The organism is Kitasatospora sp. NPDC029367, from assembly GCF_055569135.1.
The window spans coordinates 81,626-99,640 of record NZ_JBVHYH010000018.1 but is presented as its reverse complement, the minus strand read 5'-3'; the positions used below and the strand labels follow the sequence as shown (position 1 = coordinate 99,640).

At 75.2% G+C, this 18,015-nt stretch carries 15 protein-coding genes; 9 read left to right on the top strand and 6 right to left on the bottom strand.

What is annotated here, in order from left to right; all coding sequences use genetic code 11:
* Positions 1-70: 70 nt before the first annotated feature.
* Both ACZ4W5_RS13030 and ACZ4W5_RS13025 read right to left on the bottom strand, forming a co-directional pair.
* On the bottom strand, positions 71-556 hold the full coding sequence (locus tag ACZ4W5_RS13030; RefSeq protein WP_402484371.1) for an SRPBCC family protein: 486 nt from the start codon (positions 554-556) through the stop codon (positions 71-73).
* 102 nt (positions 557-658) lie between these two features.
* Positions 659-1,402 carry a TetR/AcrR family transcriptional regulator gene (locus ACZ4W5_RS13025; protein WP_465654198.1) on the bottom strand — a complete coding sequence of 248 codons (744 nt, stop codon included), beginning with the start codon at positions 1,400-1,402 and terminating at the stop codon, positions 659-661.
* Between the two features lie 59 nt (positions 1,403-1,461).
* Here ACZ4W5_RS13025 and ACZ4W5_RS13020 point away from each other — a divergent pair, with 59 nt between their 5' ends.
* Positions 1,462-2,910 (top strand): aldehyde dehydrogenase family protein, encoded by a 1,449-nt coding sequence (locus ACZ4W5_RS13020; protein WP_465654197.1) that lies wholly within the window; start codon positions 1,462-1,464, stop codon positions 2,908-2,910.
* A 253-nt stretch (positions 2,911-3,163) separates the two neighbouring features.
* Here ACZ4W5_RS13020 and ACZ4W5_RS13015 read toward each other — a convergent pair whose 3' ends face one another.
* Positions 3,164-3,685: a hypothetical protein gene (locus ACZ4W5_RS13015; protein WP_402484365.1), complete on the bottom strand. Its 522-nt coding sequence runs from the start codon at positions 3,683-3,685 to the stop codon at positions 3,164-3,166.
* A 31-nt stretch (positions 3,686-3,716) separates the two neighbouring features.
* Positions 3,717-4,529, bottom strand: coding sequence for an SDR family oxidoreductase (locus ACZ4W5_RS13010; protein ID WP_465654196.1), 813 nt, complete (start codon positions 4,527-4,529; stop codon positions 3,717-3,719).
* A gap of 104 nt (positions 4,530-4,633) precedes the next feature.
* Here ACZ4W5_RS13010 and ACZ4W5_RS13005 point away from each other — a divergent pair, with 104 nt between their 5' ends.
* On the top strand, positions 4,634-5,566 hold the full coding sequence (locus ACZ4W5_RS13005) for a sigma-70 family RNA polymerase sigma factor (RefSeq protein WP_360242580.1): 933 nt from the start codon (positions 4,634-4,636) through the stop codon (positions 5,564-5,566).
* A 133-nt stretch (positions 5,567-5,699) separates the two neighbouring features.
* Here the strand turns inward: ACZ4W5_RS13005 and ACZ4W5_RS13000 are convergent, their stop codons facing one another.
* Both ACZ4W5_RS13000 and ACZ4W5_RS12995 read right to left on the bottom strand, forming a co-directional pair.
* A complete protein-coding gene (locus ACZ4W5_RS13000) occupies positions 5,700-6,215 on the bottom strand; it encodes a DinB family protein (RefSeq protein WP_465654195.1) in 516 nt (171 codons plus the stop codon).
* A 57-nt stretch (positions 6,216-6,272) separates the two neighbouring features.
* Positions 6,273-6,848 (bottom strand): nucleosidase, encoded by a 576-nt coding sequence (locus ACZ4W5_RS12995; RefSeq protein ID WP_402484358.1) that lies wholly within the window; start codon positions 6,846-6,848, stop codon positions 6,273-6,275.
* A 540-nt stretch (positions 6,849-7,388) separates the two neighbouring features.
* Between ACZ4W5_RS12995 and ACZ4W5_RS12990 the strand changes: the two genes are divergently transcribed.
* The 7 genes from ACZ4W5_RS12990 to ACZ4W5_RS12960 all read left to right on the top strand — a co-directional run bounded on the left by ACZ4W5_RS12990 (position 7,389) and on the right by ACZ4W5_RS12960 (position 17,866).
* Positions 7,389-8,702 (top strand): hypothetical protein, encoded by a 1,314-nt coding sequence (locus tag ACZ4W5_RS12990; RefSeq protein ID WP_465654194.1) that lies wholly within the window; start codon positions 7,389-7,391, stop codon positions 8,700-8,702.
* A 17-nt stretch (positions 8,703-8,719) separates the two neighbouring features.
* On the top strand, positions 8,720-9,694 hold the full coding sequence (locus tag ACZ4W5_RS12985; RefSeq protein ID WP_465654193.1) for a glutamate ABC transporter substrate-binding protein: 975 nt from the start codon (positions 8,720-8,722) through the stop codon (positions 9,692-9,694).
* Between the two features lie 252 nt (positions 9,695-9,946).
* Positions 9,947-11,317, top strand: coding sequence for a hypothetical protein (locus tag ACZ4W5_RS12980; RefSeq protein WP_360242595.1), 1,371 nt, complete (start codon positions 9,947-9,949; stop codon positions 11,315-11,317).
* A 5-nt stretch (positions 11,318-11,322) separates the two neighbouring features.
* Entirely contained in the window at positions 11,323-13,887 is a 2,565-nt protein-coding gene (locus ACZ4W5_RS12975; RefSeq protein ID WP_465654192.1) for a serine/threonine-protein kinase, read from the top strand.
* Between the two features lie 3 nt (positions 13,888-13,890).
* On the top strand, positions 13,891-15,192 hold the full coding sequence (locus tag ACZ4W5_RS12970; RefSeq protein WP_465654191.1) for a protein phosphatase 2C domain-containing protein: 1,302 nt from the start codon (positions 13,891-13,893) through the stop codon (positions 15,190-15,192).
* A 94-nt stretch (positions 15,193-15,286) separates the two neighbouring features.
* Positions 15,287-16,642, top strand: a complete 1,356-nt coding sequence (locus ACZ4W5_RS12965; RefSeq protein ID WP_465654190.1) for a vWA domain-containing protein — start codon at positions 15,287-15,289, stop codon at positions 16,640-16,642.
* Positions 16,643-16,726: 84 nt separating this feature from the next.
* Positions 16,727-17,866, top strand: a complete 1,140-nt coding sequence (locus ACZ4W5_RS12960) for an FHA domain-containing protein (RefSeq protein ID WP_465654189.1) — start codon at positions 16,727-16,729, stop codon at positions 17,864-17,866.
* The last annotated feature ends 149 nt before the right edge of the window (positions 17,867-18,015 follow it).

Below are 18,015 nucleotides of genomic sequence, written 5' to 3'. Positions count from 1 at the left end.
CGTGCTGGTGCCGTCCGGCACCCGCCCGGAGCCGCAGCAGCCGAGGCCCGTGTCAGCCGGACCCGGCCCGTCAGGCCGCGCCGAAGTGCCGCTCGGTGTCCGCGACCAGGCTCCCCAGGAAGGACCGGTTCGGCAGGTCCGTCAGCGCGGCCGGGCGGGCCAGCAGCGGGTTGGGTTCGAAGGCGAAGGTCCAGGTGAACCGGGTGCCGGTCGGGGTGGGCTCGACCAGGTAGTCCTCGCCGAAGCGCCGGAACAGCGGCAGGCTCGCCGAGGTGACGCAGAAGGAGTGCCGGGAGCCCTCCTCCCAGCGCACGAACTCCTCCCGCAGGCGCAGCAGTCGCATCGCGGTGATCTCGCGGGTCGTGCCGACGCCGTGCGGGGGCCGCGAGGTGTAGCGGCCACCGGCCAGGCCCCGGCACCAGGACAGCGGCGCGTCCCCGGCGAGCCCGCGCCAGACCGCCTCCGGCGTCACCGGCAGGTCCAGCACGTACGCGTGGCGGTGCGGCGCGGTGTCGAAGAAGGACGGGTCGAAGCGTTCGAGCGTGAACCAGGGCATCGGGGCTCCTCTTCTCACGGGGTCTCACGGGGTCTCACGGGGTCCCACGGGGTCCCACGGAGTCTCGCAGGGGTCCTGTCGCGGGAGTCCGCCGGGCGCGTTTCAGCCGGACGGCCCGAGCCTCTCCGCCGTCCCGAGCCTCTCCGCCGCCCCGGCCGCCCCGAGCGTCCCGCCCACCGCCCGCAGGGCGAAGGGCAGCAACCGGTCGGCGGTCTCCCGGGCGGTGGCCTCGTCCACGTCCTCGGGCAGTTGCGGGGTGAGCAGGAAGTGGGTCATCACCGGTCCGACCACCACCTCGCCGAGCAGGTCCACGCTGTCGAGCGCCTGGATCTCACCGCGCTCGACGGCCCGCCGGACGACCTCCGCGACCCGCCCGTACACCGGCCGGAGGAAGGCCGTCACCAGCGCCTCGGCCAGCGCGGTGTTGTGGGCGGCCTCGCCGATCAGGGCGCGGATCAGCCGGCCGGGCTCGCCGGTCATGCTCGCCGCCTTGTCCCGCAGGACGACCCGCAGGTCGCCCTCCAGTCCGCCGGTGTCCGGCTGCTCGTACGAGCTCTCGCCGTGCAGCGCGGCGGCGGCGATCACCAGGTCCTCCTTGGACGACCAGCGACGGTAGAGGGTCGCCGTCGAGACCCCGGCCCGGGCCGCCACGGCGGCGGTGGTCAGCCCGCCGTAGCCGCTCTCCGCGAGGACGGCGAGCGTGGCGTCCAGCAGCGCCCGGTCCCGGGCGGCGTCGCGGGGACGCCCCCGGCGCGAGGTGGCGGCCGGTGCGGCGCCGGCACGGCTGGCAGGGCTGGCAGGGCTGGCAGGGCTGGCAGGGCTGGGCGGGGTGGTGCTGCGGCTCATGCCGGAAGTCTACCGAGAACTAGAAACGAAAGCGTTTCGTTTCGTTTATGCTCGACGGCATGAGCCTCTCTGCCGAAGCCACGCCCACTGCCGCGCCCGCCTCCGCCGAAGCCACCCCCACCGCCGGCCCCGCCGTCGAAGGCCCCGCCGCGACCGTCACCCGCCTGCGCGCCGCCTTCGCCACCGGCCGCACCAAGCCCCTCGCCTGGCGCAAGGCCCAACTCCGCGCCCTGCGCCGCCTGCTGGTCGACCAGGAGGCCGTCTTCACCGCCGCCCTCCACGCCGACCTCGGCAAGAGCGCCGCCGAGGCCTACACCACCGAGATCGGCTTCACGGTCAACGAAATCGACCACACCCTGCGCCACCTCGACGGCTGGCTGCGCCCGCGCCGCACCCCCGTCCCGCTCGCGCTGCTTCCCGCCCGGGCCCGGACGGTCCGCGAACCCCTGGGCACCGTGCTGATCATCAGCCCGTGGAACTACCCGCTCCAGCTCGCGCTGTCCCCGCTGGTCGGCGCGCTCGCCGCGGGCAACTGCGCGGTGGTCAAGCCCAGCGAGCTCGCCCCCGCCACCTCCGCCGCCATCGCCCACTGGCTGCCCCGCACCCTCGACCCGCAGGCCGTCGCCGTCGTCGAGGGCGGCGTGCCGGAGACCACCGCCCTGCTGGAGCAGCGCTTCGACCACATCCTCTACACCGGCAACGGCGCCGTCGCCCGCATCGTCATGACCGCCGCCGCCCGCCATCTCACCCCCGTCACCCTGGAGTTGGGCGGCAAGAGCCCGGTCGTCGTCGAGCCCGGCACCGACCTCGCCACCGCCGCCCGCCGGATCGCCTGGGGCAAGTTCATGAACGCCGGCCAGACCTGCGTGGCCCCCGACTACGTCCTCGCCATCGGCGACACCGCCACCGAACTCGAGCGCCAACTCACCGCCGCCGTCCGCGAGATGTACGGCACCGACCCGGCGCGGAGCCCCGACTACGGCCGCATCGTCAACGAGCGCCACTTCGACCGGCTGACCGCCCTGCTCGCCGACGGCCGCATCGTCACCGGCGGCGACCACCACCGCGCCGACCGCTACCTCGCCCCCACCGTCCTGGCCGACGTCGACCCGGACGCCCCGGTGATGCGCGAGGAGATCTTCGGCCCCGTCCTGCCGATCATCCGCGTCCCCGACCTCGACGCCGCGATCGCCTTCATCACGGACCGCGACAAGCCCCTCGCCCTCTACGCCTTCACCGCCTCCGACACCACCAAGCGCCGCCTCACCACCGAGACCTCCTCCGGCGCCCTCGCCTTCGGCGTCCCCAACGCCCACATCGTCGTCCCCGGGCTGCCCTTCGGCGGTGTCGGCGAGAGCGGCCTCGGCCGGTACCACGGCGCCCACTCCATCGACACCTTCAGCCACACCAAGTCCGTCCTCGACAAGCCCCTCCTCGCCGACCCCCTCCGCCCCGCCTACCCGCCCTTCACCCCCCTCAAGTCCCGCCTCCTGCGCCGCCTCCTCTGACCGGCACGACCGCGAATCGACTCAGCCCGGCTGAGTACCCGTACGGATGCGGAGCGCCCTGGCCGCCCATAGCGTTCTGCGAGCCAGAGCGCGCGCATGCGACTACGGGGAGAGGCACATCATGGACGTCATCGCGATCCGACCGGCCGACCGGCACACTGCCGCGATCACCGCGAGCACCACGAACCGCCCGGGCGACGGGCGCGACACCGGCTGGTCCCGGCGGCACAGTCCCACCTGACGCCGACGCGGTTCAGAGCCGGAACAGCGACCGGTAGGCGTTGCCCTCCACGGCGTTGAGCAGCACGTACGACGGACCGAGGCCGAGGGTGACCTCGCGCAGGCGGGCCAGGGCCTCGGCCGCGGTGGGGACTTCGAGCCCGATCGCGGCCGCGGCCGCGTCCCGGTCGGCGAGCAGGTCGGGCTCGTCGGCCAGGTAGTCCTCGGCCGCCTCCGCGCTCTCCTCCTCGGTCAGCCGCACGCAGTCCTGCCACCACGGCACCGCCAGCAGCAGCCGGACCAGCTCCTCCAGCCCGACGGCCAGCAGCGCCGCGCCGCCCTCCGAGTCGGCGTACAGGACGGGGCGTTCGTCGCCGCCCTCGCCGCAGAGGAAGTAGGTGCCGCCCCCGCTGCACTTGCCGACCTCCTCCAGGGCCTCGCCGGAGGCGAGCACGACCTCCTCCACGTGCGAGTAGGCGTCGAGGGAGAAGTCCGCGGGCCAGAGCAGGTAGTCGACGGTGGCGGGGGTCGCCCGCAGGCGATCGAGGAACGACATGGCGGACACCCTACGGCGCCCCTCGGACACCTCAGGCCGTCAGCCGTTCGGCCAGGTACTCCTCCCAGGTGCGCCGCCCGTGCTCGGCCCCGGCCAGGGTGAGGTTCGCCCCCGCCCGGTACGCGCGCCCGACCTTGCCCGGCACCCGTACGGGCAGCCGCCGACGGCTGCGGCCCCGCGCGGCCAGGTACGCCCGGGTCAGCTCGTCCATCTCGTACACCGTCGGCCCGGCCAGGTCCGGGACCAGGCCGGCGGGCCCGTCCAGCGCCAACTCGACCAGCCGGGCGGCGACGTCGCGCGCGTCCACGGGCTGCCAGCGGACCCCGCCGGGGGCCGGCAGGAGCGGCAGCTTGGCCATCTTCTCGACCACGGCGAACGCCAGGTCGTGGAACTGCGCGGCGCGCAGCACGGTGTACGGCAGGCCCGAGCCGGTCACCGCCTCCTCGGCCGCGTGCTTGGCGCGGAAGTAGCCGAGCGGCACCTTGTCGGCGCCGATCACCGAGATGTACACCAGGTGCCGCACCCCGGCCCGCTGGGCGGCCGCGACCAGCCGCCGGGTGGCCTCGTCGTCGCCCTTGGGGCCGCCCGCGAGGTGCAGCACGGTGCCGACCCCCGTGAGCGCCTCGTCCAGCCGGGTGGCCGCCTCGGCCTCGTCGCCGAGCAGGTCGCCGCGCACGTACGTCACGCCGTCCCCGACCGCGCCGTCCCCGACCGCGCCGTCCTCCGCCGCCCGCCCCCGCCGGCTCAGCACGCGCACCGGCCGCCCCGCCGCGAGCAGCAGCGGTACGACCTGCCGGCCCAGGGTGCCGGTGCCGCCGGTGACCAGTACCGGGTTGTTCGTCATGATCGTCTCCGTTTCGTCCCTGGCCGGGAGTTGATCTCCCCGCCGCCCCCGTTGTTGGGTGGCTCCTGCTGCCCTGACCCGAGGCGACGAAGGAATGTGACACGGTGGACGGAACAGTCGGAAGCGATGAGCGATCTACCCGGACCGCGCTCTTCGAGGAGCACCGCCCGCACCTGCGCGCGGTCGCCTACCGGATGCTCGGCTCGATCAGCGAGGCCGAGGACGCGCTCCAGGACGCCTGGCTGCGGTTCGACCGCACCGACACGGCCGAGGTGGCCAACCTCGGCGGCTGGCTGACCACGGTGGTGTCCCGGGTCTGCCTGAACCTGCTGCGCGACCGCGCCGCCCGTCGGGAGGAGCCGCTCCAGCCGGTCGGGCCGGACGGCGCGAGCGGCCTCGAGCGGCTGCCGGACCCGCTGCTGCGCCGGGAAGGGGTGGTCGACCCGGAGCAGGAGGTGATGCTCGCGGACTCGGTCGGCCTGGCCCTGATGGTGGTGATGGAGTCGCTGTCGCCCGCCGAGCGGGTCGCCTTCGTGCTGCACGACCTGTTCGCGGTGCCGTTCGAGGAGATCGCCCCGCTGATCGAGAAGACCTCGGCCGCGACCCGCCAACTGGCCAGCCGGGCCCGGCGCAAGGTGCAGGCGCAGCCCGCGCCCGACCGGGACCCGGGCCGTCAGCGGCTGGCCGTGGACGCCTTCTTCGCCGCCTCCCGCACCGGCGACCTGGAGGCGCTGGTCGCCGTGCTGGACCCGGACGTGGTGCTGCGCTCGGACGGCGGCGCCGTGCTGGCCCGCCACACCATGGTGCTCACCGGCGCCAGGGCGGTGGCCGGGCAGGCCGCGATGTGGGGCAAGCTGGCGCCGTTCGCCCGCCCCGCGCTGGTCAACGGCACCGCGGGCGCGGTGGTCATCGGCGACAACGGCCGGGCGCTGTCGATCATGGCGTTCACCGTCGTGGCCGGCGTGATCACCGAGATCGACGTGATCGCCGACCAGGAGCGGCTGGCGGCCTTCGACCTCTCGGCCTTCCGGGACTGACGCTCTCGGCCTTCCGGGACTGACGGCGACCGACCGCAGGTGAACCGGCGGGGGTGGGGGGGGGGGGGGGGGGGGGGGGGGGGGGGGGGGCCCCCCCCCCCCCCCCCCCCCCCCCGCCCTCCCACCCCCGGCCTCACCGCCCGACGGCACCGTCCAGCTGCTCCCGGATGATGTCCGCGTGCCCGGCGTGCCGCCCGGTCTCCTCGATCATGTGCACCAGCACCCAGCGCAGCGACGGCCCTTCGACCGCGTCGGGCCGCAGCGAGCGCGCGCCCGGCCGGTCGAGGTCCGGGGCGGCCGCGACCACCGCGTTCGCCCGGGCGATCGCGTCCCGGTAGGCGGCGACTGCCGAGGCCGTGGAGACCTCCGCCACCGCGACGTCCCCCGTCTGGGCCGGCTCCCCGAGCCCGCCGTACGCGTACTCGAACCAGTTGTGCTCGACCACGGCCAGGTGCTGCACCAGCCACAGCAGGCTGGTGCCGGAGGCGACCCCTGGGCGCCGGGCGTCCTCGTCGGAGAGGCCCTCCACCTTGCCGATCACGGCCTCGCGCAGGTAGTCGAGGAAGGCCAGCAGGGTGGTCCGCTCATCGGCGTTCAGCGAGGGCGGACGGACGTCGGGGCGCGGGCTGGGCGCGGTGTTCTCGGTCACCGCGCCACCCTAGCCAGCCGGACCGACGCCCCGAGAGCCCCGCGACCCGACAGGCCGTCACCAGCCCTGCGCGCGCACCCAGTCCGCGAGGTGCCGGGCGCAGCCGTCGACCGACTGCTGCCAGCTGCGGGCCGCGCCGTCCCCGGCCTCGTCGCTGACGTACTTGACCAGCCGCACCGGCACCCCGGCCCGGTGGGCGACGGCCGCGACGGCGTAGCCCTCCATGTCGACCAGGTCGGCGTGCCCGGCGAGCCGCTCCTTGGCCTCCGGGGAGTCCACGAACAGGTCGCCGGTGGCCAGCACCGGGCCCTCGCCCTTGCCGACCATCAGCGGGGCGCCGTAGCTGCGGCCGGTGAGGTGCTGGAGGGCCGCGGTGTCCAGGTCGTGCTGGATCACCTGGACGACGTGGTGCATGCCCTCCCAGCCGGGGCGCAGCGCGCCGGCCGTGCCGAGGTTGATCACCTCGGACGGGAGCTCGCCCCGCGCCAGCACGGTGGCCAGGGCCGCGGTGGCGTTGACCTTCCCTATCCCGGTGAGCAGCACGGGCAGCCGGTCGTCGAGGTGGGCGGCCTCCTCGCGGACCGCGACGACGAGCAGCGGGCGGTCGGGCGAGATCGTTCCAAGCAGTCGCATGGGGCCCATGGTACGGAGCACGGGGGTGCCCGGCCCGGCGGCAGCGCGGCGCGGAACCGCGGGGGCCCCGGCGGGCGTCGCAGCGGGCGCCACCTCTCCGTCCGGCCGGTGCGATCGGCGCCAACCGGCGACAACCCGGGACAACCGGTGTCAACCGGCACAAGACGTGCGGAGACGTGCGAAGGCGTACGGAGACGTGCGGAAACCGTGCACGACATGCTCAAGATCGGCGCAAGTCAGGTGTGGTCGGAGGGAGTCACGGCCATACTGCTGCCATCGGTCGGGCCCGGGGAGACGGGTCGGCCCCAGGGGAGGATGAGGCGGGTGGCGACACCAGTAGGCAACGGCGCACCGGGCGCCGCGTTCCCGGCACGACCGGGCACGCCGCCGGCCGCACCGGGGGCGGCGGCGTTCGGCGCACCGACGACGGCCCCGGGCGCACCGGCACCCCGGGGAGCGGCGTTCCCCGGTCCGACGGCGCCGAGACCGGGCGCTGCACCGCCCGCGCGGCGGCCCCGGGCCACCGCGCCGGAGCGCGGCGTGCGCGCCCGGCTGGCCCAGGCCACCCGCACGCCCCCGGGCCGGCTGCGGATCGCCGGGGTGGTGCTCGCGGTGCTGACCGTGGCCTTCGGCGGGCTCACCGCCTGGCAGTTGGAGACCAGGGCGCAGGCCGCCGACCGGGTGGTCTCGTACAGTCAGCCGCTCAGTCGGGACGCCGCCGAGATCCACCGCTCGCTGGCCGACGCCGCCACCACCGCGGCCTCCGGCTTCCTGCTGGCCGGCGCCGAGCCCAAGGACGTCCGGGCCCGCTACGAGCAGGACCTCGCCCAGGCCGCCAAGCTGATCTCCCAGGCCGCCGCCCGGACCACCTCGACCTCCCCGGCCCAGGACTCCCTCTCCCGGCTGAACCAGCAACTCCCGGTGTACGCCGGTCTGGTGGAATCCGCGCGGGCCGACAACCGGCAGGGCATCCCGCTCGGCGGCGCCTACCTGCGGTACGCCTCCGAGCAGATGCAGACCGTCCTGCTGCCGGCCGCCGCCGAGCTGAACACCATCGAGAACCACGAGCTGGTGACGGACTACGCCGCGGCCCGGTCGACCCCCTGGGCCGCGTACGGCCTGGCGGTGCTCACCCTGGCCGCGCTGGGCTGGGTGCAGCTGACCCTGTTCCGCCGCACCAACCGGGTGTTCAACGTCGGCCTGCTGGGCGCCACCGCCGCTGTCCTGGCCGGCACGCTCTGGCTCGCCGTGGCCGGGCTGACCACCGGCTCGGCGTTGAAGCAGAGCGACCACGAGGGGGCCTCCCCGCTGCAGGCCCTCAACTCGGCCCGGGTGGACGTGCTGACGGCGCGCCTGGCGGAGAACCTGAACCTGGTCGCGCGCGGCTCCACCGCCACCTACGCCACCCAGTACGACGACGTCACCAAGCGCCTGGCCGGGACGGCCGGCAAGGGCACCCCGATGCGCGACCGGGCCGGCACGCTCTCCAACGCGCTGATCCTCGCCCCCGCCGCCGCGGGCCCGTCGCTGGCCACCGCCGCCGACCAGTACGACGTCTGGCAGGACCGGTACCGCAAGGCGCGCTCGGCCGAGGTCGACAACGCCGACTACCAGGGCGCCCTGAACGCGACGGTGTCCGCCACCGACACCACCGAGACCGCCGACGCCGCCTTCAACGCCACCGACCGGGCCCTGGCCCAGGCCGCCGACGCCGAGCAGGCCCGCTTCACGGCCTACGCCGACGGCACCGCCGGGGACCTCCGGCTGGCGGCCGGCGCCGCCGCGGTGCTCGGCCTGGTGGCCGCGGCCGCCGCGCTGCGCGGCCTGGGCCGACGACTCGCCGAGTACCGGTAGAGGGGGAACGGACACTCATGCGCACCACGACCGTACCGACCAGGAGCGCCGCCGCACTGGCCGTGCTGGCCGCCTGCGCGGCCGTGCTCGGCGGGGGCGGCCCCTCCGGCGCCGCATCGGCCGGGGCCACCGCCGCGACCACCGCAAGCGCGCCGCAGGCCGTCCAGCAGAGCCAGGACCAGTCCGACTCCTGCGACATCTACAGCAGCGTGCCGCCGAGTTCGGCGGACGGCCCGGCGGTGAAGGCCATCAAGGCCAGGCGCAGCCTGGTGATCGGCGTCGACCAGAACAGCTACCGCTGGGGCGCCCGGAACCCGAACACCGGCCAGATCGAGGGCTTCGACATCGACCTGGCCCGGGCGATCGGCACCGCCATCATGGGCGACCCGGACAAGGTGGTGCTCAAGCCGGTGGCCACCGCCGACCGGGTCGACGCGGTGCAGAAGGGCCGGGTCGACCTGATCGTCCGCACCATGACCGTCAACTGCAAGCGGATGGAGCAGGTCGCCTTCTCCAAGCCGTACTTCAGCATCTCCCAGCGGGTGCTGGTGCCGAAGACCTCCCCGGCGAAGAACCTGGACGAGGCGATCGGCGGCAGGAACGTCTGCGTCGCCAAGGGCTCGACGGCCGCCGACGTGATGGACCCGGCCAAGGGCGCCAAGAAGGACGCCAAGGCCCGACTGACGGTGGTGGAGAACCAGTTGGACTGCCTGGTCCTGATGCAGCTCGGCAAGGTCGACGCCACCATGACGGACGACGGCCTGGCGGCCGGTCAGGCCGCGCAGGACCAGACCGTGCGGATCGTGGACGGCGACGTGCAGCCCGAGGTGGTCGGCGTCGCCATGCTCAAGAGCAGCCCGGACCTCACCGCGCGGGTCAACCAGGTACTGGCCGACTACCACGCGAGCGGCGACTGGGGGCGCAGCTACGACCGCTGGTTGAAGCCGTACATGCTCAACGACGCCGAGCACTACTGGCCCGTCCCGCACTGAGCACTGGACACCGCGCTGAGCACCGCACCGGGCGCAGCGCTCGGTGCCGCACCGGGCACCGCAGCACGCAGGGAGCACCGCGGACGCGGGGCGTTGACGCCGTCTTGACGCCCCGCGCCCGCACCGCCCGAGCGGCCACCGGCTAGGGTTCGGGACGATCACCACGGGGAGACCGGTGGTGGACACGGGGGTTGTCGTGGGATCGCACGTCGCACACGGCGGGATCGCACGCGAGGAAGGAAGGACACCGCGGTGGCGGCATCGGCTGGCCCGGTACTGAGCCGGGAGGAGGTGGACCGCGCGCTCGCGCGCCTCGGCGCGGAGCGGGACGCGGTCGAGTCGGCGCTGCTCGCCCTCCAGGACCACCCGGGCCTGCGGCTGCTGGACGGCGCCGAGCTGTCCGGCCGCACCCTGGAGCGCTGGTCCGTCGCCGGCAAGGGGCTGCCGCTGCTCTGGGCGCTGTTCGACCGCTACTCCGAGGCGCTCGCCTCGGCCCGCGCCGTCCGGGCCCGCAAGGCCAAGCCCGGCGGGCCCGAACTCGCCGAACTGACCGAGCTGCTGACGGGCGACGCGGTGACCGTCCCGGGCGGCGCCGTGCCGGACGGGCCGCAACTGCTGGGCGCGCCCGCCAAACTGGTCGAGCGGATCAGCCTGGACGCGCTGATGGCCCGGATGAACTCCTGGTACGCCACCGTGCTGGAGGTGGTCAGCGCCGCCGACGCGGTCTGGTCGGCCCTGCCGGCCCGGATCGACCTGCTGCTGGCCGAACTGCACCGGGTGCACACCCTGGCCGCCTCGCTCGGCGTGCGCACCGGCGGCCACCCGCTGGGCGACGACCTGGCCGGGCTGGAACGGGACCTCACCGAACTGCGCACCGAGGTCCGCGAGGACCCGCTGGCCCTGTGGCGCCCGGCCCGGGTGCCCGCCCAGCGCGGCACCGTCCCGGACGGCGAGGCCTTCGCCTCCCCCGCCGGGGTGGTGGACACCGAGCGCTTCGACCGGGCCGGGCGGGCGCTGGACGGCGTCCGGCTGGAGCTGGAGAACCTGCTGCGGCTGCGCGACGACGCCGAGGAGCGCCTCCAGGGCGTCGGCGACCTGCTCCAGCGGGCCGACGCCACCCTGGCCGAGGCCCGCCGGGCCCGCGGCGAGGTGCTGGCGAAGATAGCCTCCAGCGACGTCCCCGCCGTGCCCGGCCCGGCCTCGGCGCTGCGCGAACGGATCGTCACCGCCCTGGACCTGCGCCAGGCCGGGCAGTGGGGCCGGCTGGCGCCGCTGCTGGACGCGCTGGAGGACGCCGCCGCCAAGGAGCTGGCCCGGGCCCGGCAATCGCTGACCGAGGTGACCCAGCCGCTGGCCGTCCGGGCCGAGCTGCGCGGCCGGCTGGACGCCTACAAGGCGATGGCGGCCCGGATGCGGGTCGCCGAGGACCCGGAAGTGATCGAACGCTACGAGAAGGCGCGCTGGCTGCTCTGGAGCGCGCCGTGCGACCTGCGGGCGGCGGCCGCCGCGGTGGCCCGCTTCCAGCAGTCGCTGCGCCCGGCCCAGGCCGAGGCCTCCGAGGGCGCGCAGGCACACGGGACGGCTGGCCAGACGCCGGTCGACGGACAGGTACAGGGGGGCTGAGGTTGATGGGCGAGACGTGCGTGCGTCCGGAGTGCTCCGGCAACGGCACCATCGATGCGGACGGCTACTGCGACGAGTGCGGGCTGACCCCGGTGGGGGCCACCACGGTCCCCCCGGCCGCCACCGGCGCCGCCCCACCGACCGCCACCGGACCGACGACCGGGCCGACCACCGCCGGGCCGACCGCCGGGCCCGGCTCGCCGTGCCCGCGGGACTGCTCGGGCACCATCGACCCGGACGGCTACTGCGACGAGTGCGGCCTGACCCCGCCCGGCGGCGACACCGGCGTCACCCAGCCCTACCTGCCGTCCGCCCGGGTCACCCCGGACTCCGCCCCCAGCGCCTCGATCCGCTCGCTGTCGGCCCGCACCGGCTCCGCCCGGTCGATGTCCGGCCGCTCCCGCTCGCACCGCTCGACCCGCACCGGCAGCAGCCGCTCGGTCTCGGTGCGCTCCACCCGCGGCAGCGTCAGCGCGGGCACCCGCAACCGGCTGGGCGCCGGCCTGGTCACCGTGCCGACGGTGGAGACGGCCGACCCGGCGCAGGCGGTGCTGGAGAACCCCGAGGTGCCGGAGCGCAAGCGGTACTGCTCCAAGTGCGAGGCCCCGGTGGGCCGGGAGAAGAACGGCCGGCCGGGCCGCCCGGACGGCTTCTGCACCAAGTGCGGCACGCCGTACTCCTTCACCCCCAAGCTGCGCCGCGGCGACCTGGTCGGCGGCCAGTACGAGGTGGTCGGCTGCCTGGCGCACGGCGGGCTCGGCTGGATCTACCTGGCGGTGGACCGGCGGGTCAACGACAAGTGGGTGGTGCTCAAGGGCCTGCTGGACACCGGGGACGAGGACGCGCTGGCCGCGGCCGTCGCCGAGCGGCGCTTCCTGGCCGAGGTGGACCACCCGAACATCGTCCGGATCATCAACTTCGCCGAGCACCCGGACCTGCGCACCGGCTCCACCGACGGCTACATCGTGATGGAGTTCGTCGGCGGCAAGTCGCTCAAGGACATCGCCAACGACCGCCGCACCCCGGACGGCCGGCGCGAGCCGCTGCCGGTCGAGCAGGCGATCGCGTACGCCCTGGAGGCGCTGCCGGCCCTGGGCTACCTGCACAGCCGGGGCCTGATCTACTGCGACTTCAAGATCGACAACGTGATCCAGAGCGGCGACACGCTCAAGATCATCGACATGGGCGCGGTCCGCCGCTTCGACGACGACGGCGCGATCTACGGCACCATCGGCTACCAGGCCCCCGAGATCGCCACCGACGGCCCCTCCCCCGCCTCCGACCTCTACACCGTGGCCCGCACCCTCGCGGTCCTCACCTTCGACTTCCAGGGCTACAGCACCACCTACCGCGACTCGCTGCCCGGCCCCGAGGACGTCGAGGTCTTCGCCAGGTACGAGTCCTACTACCGCTTCCTGGTCCGTGCCACCGACCCGGACCCGGCCCGCCGGTTCTCCTCCGCCGAGGAGATGGCCGACCAGCTCACCGGCGTACTGCGGGAGGTCCTGGCCCTCCAGGACGAACGGCCCCGACCCGCACTCTCCACCCTCTTCGGCCCCGAACTGCGCGTCGTGGACACCGAGTTGGTCCTGCCCACCGAGCAGCCCGGCCGGCTCCGGGTGGCCGCTCTCGACCCGGCCGCCGCCGCCCTCGCGCTGCCCGTCCCCCGGGTCGACCCGGCCGACCCCAACGCCGGCTTCCTCGCCACCCTGCTCGCCACCGACCCCGAGGAGGCGCTCGCCGCCCTCGGCGGCGCCCCCGCCGTCTCGGTCGAGAGCCGGCTGCGCGAACTGCGCGCCCTGCTCGAACTCGGGCGCCACGGCACGGCCGTGCAGGAGCTCGCGAAGCTGGAGCAGGACCACCCGGACGACTGGCGGGTGGTCTGGTACCGCGGCCTGGTCGCCCTGGTCGGGGCCGCCGAGGCCCCCGACGGGGCCTCCGCCGAGCCCGGTTTGCGGGCGGCTGCCGAGGCCTTCGACGCGGTCTACGACGCCTTCCCCGGCGAGGCCGCCCCCAAGCTCGCCCTCGGCATCTGCGCCGAACTGCTCGGCGACGGCGGCGACGCGGCCGAGTTCTACCGGCTCGTCTGGACCACCGACCAGGCCTACCTCAGCGCCGCCTTCGGCCTGGCCCGGGTCCGCCTCGCCGAGGACGACCGGCCCGGCGCCGTACGGGTGCTGGAGTCCGTCCCGGCCACCTCCAGCCAGTACACCGCCGCCCGGATCGCCGCCGTCCGCGCCCGGCTGCGCGAACGGGCCGCCACCGACCCGCTCGCCGTCGACCTCGCGGCCGGCTCCGACCAGCTGACGGCGCTGCGCCTGGACGACCGCCGCCGCGAGGAGCTCTCGGTCGAGGTGCTCGGCGCGGCCCTCGACTGGGTCGGCGCCGGCTCGACCGGCGCTCCGCAGGGCTCCGGCCTGGTCGTCCTCGGACGTCCCGCCGTGGAGCGGGAACTGCGCTTCGCCCTGGAACAGTCCTATCGGGTACTCGCCCGGTTGGCCGACCGGGCCGAGACCAGGATCGAGATGGTGGAACGGGCCAACCGGGCCCGCCCCAGGACGTGGGTGTAGCCGATGCCGCAGCAGACCGAGTGCCCGAGCTGTTCCGAGCCGATGGACCTTGACGACGCCTACTGCGGGCGCTGCGGGGCCGGCCGGGACGGCCGGGCGGCCCCGGGCGCGATGCCCGCCAGCTGGGCCGCCGCCCGCGGCGAGGCCGTCCCGCCGCAGCGCGGGCCGGTCTGCGTCAACTGCGGGCAGGCGCAGGTCACCGAGGACGGTTACTGCGAGGGCTGCGGGAGCGCCCAGCCGCGCCCGCGCGACCACATGGAGAAGGCGCTCGCGGGCGTCGCCGGGGTCAGCGACCGCGGCGTGCGCCACCACCGCAACGAGGACTCCTTCACCGTCGCCGCCACCTCGCTGCCCGGCGGGGAGCCGGTCGTGGTCGCCGTGGTGTGCGACGGCGTCTCCTCCTCCGACCGCCCGGACGAGGCCTCGGAGACCGCCGTCGACGCCGCCTCCGAGTCGCTGCTGACCTCCCTGGAGGCCGGCCGCGACCCGGAGGGCGCGATGCGCACGGCGATCGCGGACGCCGCCAAGGCCGTCGCCGACCTCGCCACCGACGGCGCCGGCCCGACCAGGCCCGACGTCAACGCGCCCGCCTGCACCTACGTCAGCGCGATCGCGGCAGGCGGCCGGGTCACCATCGGCTGGGTGGGCGACACCCGGGCGTACTGGATCCCGGACGACCGGGCCGGCGCCGAACCCTTCCGGCTCACCCAGGACGACTCCTGGGCCGCCCGGATGGTCGAGGCCGGGCTGATGGGCGAGGCCGAGGCCTACGCCGACCCGCGCGCCCACGCGATCACCGGCTGGCTCGGCGCCGACGCCGAGGAGGTCGTGCCGCACACCCTCGACTTCACCCCGCACGTCCCCGGGGTGCTGCTGATCTGCACCGACGGACTGTGGAACTACGCCGAGGCGGCCACCGACCTGGCCTACTTCGTCCGCCCGGACGCCCGCACCGAACCGCTGCTGGCGGCCCAGACCCTGGTCAAGTTCGCGGTCGCGGCCGGCGGGCACGACAACATCACGGTCGCCGTGCTGCCGATCGAACCGTCCGCCGCCGCACTGGCGGAGATCGTGGAGACGCCGACCGCGCAGGACCTCAAGGTCATCAGGCCGGCGGCCGCCGCCGGGAACGACGACGACTACGAGGACCACGACCCGACCCTGCCGGACCTCCCGGTGATCGGCTCCGCCGCCGCCCCGCTGCCCCCGGCCGCGGCTCCGGCTCCGGCCGTCCCGCCGGCGCCGCCGGTCGCCCCGCCCGTCCCGCCCGTTCCGCCGCAGCCGCCGCACCCGCCGACGGCCTGACCGGTTCCGCGCGACCGGACCGACGGCCCCGTCCGCCGGCCCGCCCCACCGACCTGATCACATCCACCCCTCACCCGACGGGAGCCACCGCCCCATGGCAACACTGGCGAAGCCGAACCTGCCCAGGTTCGACGTGGAGATCTTCCAGAACGAGTACCTGGCCGACGGCGCCCGCGAGGTCAACGCCATCGTCACCGTCACCTCCACCGGCGGCGGCACCTCCGGCGGCCGCCCGCTCGGGCTCGCCGACGCCGGTCCGCAGGGCGGCGACGCCAACGCGGCCGTGGTGATCCTGGTCGACTGCTCGGGCTCGATGGACTACCCCAAGACCAAGATCAACGGCGCCCGCGAGGCCACCGCCGCCGCCATCGACGCCCTGCGCGACGGCACCGCCTTCGCCGTCGTCGCCGGCACCCACGAGGCCCGCGACATCTACCCCGGCGACGGCACCCTGGCCACCGCCTCGGCGGCCACCCGGGAGCAGGCCAAGGAGTCGCTGCGCCGCCTCACCGCGGCCGGCGGCACCGCCATGGGCACCTGGCTGGCCAAGGCCGACAAGCTCTTCCTCACCCGCCGCGACATCGCCATCCGGCACGCCATCCTGCTCACCGACGGCAACAACGAGCACGAGTCCGCCGAGGACCTCGCCCGCACCATCGAGCGGGTCACCGGGCACTTCACCGCCGACTGCCGCGGCGTCGGCACCGACTGGCGGATCGACGAGCTGCGCAAGATCTCCTCGGCGCTGCTCGGCACCACCGACATCGTCGCCGAGCCCTCCGGCCTCGCCGAGGACTTCCGCTCGATGATGACCGGCGCGATGGGCAAGCAGGTCGCCGACGTCGCGCTGCGGATCTGGACCCCGGCCAACGCGGCCGTGAAGTTCGTCAAGCAGGTCGCCCCCGCCGTCGAGGACCTCACCGGCCGCCGGGCCGAGGCCGGTCCGCGGGCGGGCGACTACCCCACCGGCTCCTGGGGCGACGAGAGCCGCGACTACCACGTCTGCGTCGAGGTCCCGGCCGCCTCGGTCGGCAACGAGATGCTCGCCGCCCGGATCAGCCTGGTGCTGCCCCCGCAGGTCGGCGGCGGCACCCCCGAGGTGCTCAGCCAGGGCCTGGTGAAGGCCGTCTGGACGGACGACCTCGCCTCCTCCACCCGGATCAGCCCCCAGGTCGCCCACTACACCGGGCAGGCCGAGCTGGCCTCCTCCATCCAGGAGGGCCTGGAGGCCCACCGCTCCGGCGACGTCGACACCGCCACCGCCAAGCTCGGCGCCGCCGTCCGGATCGCCCACGCGACCGGCAACGAGGGCACCTTCAAGCTGCTGCAGAAGGTGGTGGACGTGGTGGACCCGAAGGAGGGTACGGTTCGGTTCCGTAAGAACGTGAGCGAGGCCGACTCGATGACCCTTGAGACCCGGTCGACCAAGACGGTACGTGTGAAGAAGTGACCGCGAAGTGACCGCTGTAGACGTGATCGGGCCGGCCGCCCGGCGCGAAGCCGCACCGCACCGGCCCGAAACGAGGGGGACCTGATGCCGATCTGCCCGAGGGGCCACGAGTCGCAGGCCGAGGACTGGTGCGACTTCTGCGGCTTCCCGATGACCCCACCGGTCCCGGCGCCCGGCGCCCACGGGGGCTACCCGGGCGCGCCCGGGGCGCCCGCCGGACACCCGCAGCACGGCGGTGCCGGCTTCGGCGCGCCGCCGCCCCCGCCGGCCCCGCCGGGGTCCGTCCCGCCGCCCCCGCCCGGGGCGTACCCGCCGCCCGGCGGCTACCCGCCGCCGGGCACCCCCGGACTCACCGAGGGCCTGGCCGTCTGCCCGATCTGCCGCAGCCCGCAGACCGGGCGGTTCTGCGAGGAGTGCGGCTACGACTACGAGCTGTCCACGCCCCCCGGCCGCCAGGCGCCGGCCGGCGGTGCGCCCGCGCCCGGCCCGGCCCAGCCCCCGCCGCTGAACATCCCGGCGGCCTACGGCGGCGCCCCGGCCCCACAGCCCCAGCCCCACCAGCCGCACCAGCCCCACCAGCCGCAGGCCCCGGAGTACCAGCAGCAGCCGGAGTACCCCCACACCTACGGCTACCCGCCGCCCGAAGGCGCCTTCCCGGAGGCCCCGGTCCGCGAGGACTCCGGCCCGGTGTACGCCCAGCCCGCCGGCCCCGGCCCGAACACCCGCGGCGGCGACTTCGGCACGTCCTTCCACCTGGCCCCGCCGCAGCCCCAGCCCGGCGCCCGGCCGGAGCCCGCCCCGGCCGAACCGGTGCGCGCCAACTGGATCGCGGTGGTCTCGGCCGACCGCGACTACTTCACCGACATGATGGCCCGCAGCGGCCCCGAGGCGGCCGGCCTGTTCTTCCCGCCGTACTGCCCCGAGCGCCGCATCCCGCTGACCGGCCGCGGCCAGCTGCGGATCGGCCGGCGCAGCCAGCACCGGGGCACCGTCCCGGAGATCGACCTGTCGGTGCCGCCGGAGGACCCGGGCGCCTCGCACCAGCACGCGCTGCTCGCCGAACAGGCGGACGGCAGCTGGGTTCTGGTGGACCAGGGATCGACCAACGGAACCACCGTGAACGGGGGCGAGGAACCGATCTCCCCGAACACCGCCATCCCCCTGGGAGACGGCGACCGGATCCACATCGGCGCCTGGACGACGATCACGGTGCACCGCGCCTGACCTGCACCTTGAGCACCCGTCAGGGGCAACTCCGGCCGGGCCGGGCGGAATTCGTAATTTCGCCCGGCCCGGCTTTTTCCTGCCTCCCTCAGGGAATCCACAAATTCCCGTCCACGGTGTGCACAAGACGCCCCGTGAGCCCTATTCTC

What these genes read in the sequence shown, in the direction of transcription:
- ACZ4W5_RS13015 (WP_402484365.1), bottom strand. Translation starts at nt 3,685, where the DNA reads ATGTCGTTCCTCGATCGCCTGCGGGCGACCCCCGCCACCGTCGACTAC.
- ACZ4W5_RS13020 (WP_465654197.1), top strand. Translation starts at nt 1,462, where the DNA reads ATGAGCCTCTCTGCCGAAGCCACGCCCACTGCCGCGCCCGCCTCCGCC.
- ACZ4W5_RS12965 (WP_465654190.1), top strand. Translation starts at nt 15,287, where the DNA reads ATGGCAACACTGGCGAAGCCGAACCTGCCCAGGTTCGACGTGGAGATC.
- ACZ4W5_RS13030 (WP_402484371.1), bottom strand. Translation starts at nt 556, where the DNA reads ATGCCCTGGTTCACGCTCGAACGCTTCGACCCGTCCTTCTTCGACACC.
- ACZ4W5_RS12975 (WP_465654192.1), top strand. Translation starts at nt 11,323, where the DNA reads ATGGGCGAGACGTGCGTGCGTCCGGAGTGCTCCGGCAACGGCACCATC.
- ACZ4W5_RS12995 (WP_402484358.1), bottom strand. Translation starts at nt 6,848, where the DNA reads ATGCGACTGCTTGGAACGATCTCGCCCGACCGCCCGCTGCTCGTCGTC.
- ACZ4W5_RS13010 (WP_465654196.1), bottom strand. Translation starts at nt 4,529, where the DNA reads ATGACGAACAACCCGGTACTGGTCACCGGCGGCACCGGCACCCTGGGC.
- ACZ4W5_RS12970 (WP_465654191.1), top strand. Translation starts at nt 13,891, where the DNA reads ATGCCGCAGCAGACCGAGTGCCCGAGCTGTTCCGAGCCGATGGACCTT.
- ACZ4W5_RS13025 (WP_465654198.1), bottom strand. Translation starts at nt 1,402, where the DNA reads ATGAGCCGCAGCACCACCCCGCCCAGCCCTGCCAGCCCTGCCAGCCCT.
- ACZ4W5_RS12960 (WP_465654189.1), top strand. Translation starts at nt 16,727, where the DNA reads ATGCCGATCTGCCCGAGGGGCCACGAGTCGCAGGCCGAGGACTGGTGC.
- ACZ4W5_RS12985 (WP_465654193.1), top strand. Translation starts at nt 8,720, where the DNA reads ATGCGCACCACGACCGTACCGACCAGGAGCGCCGCCGCACTGGCCGTG.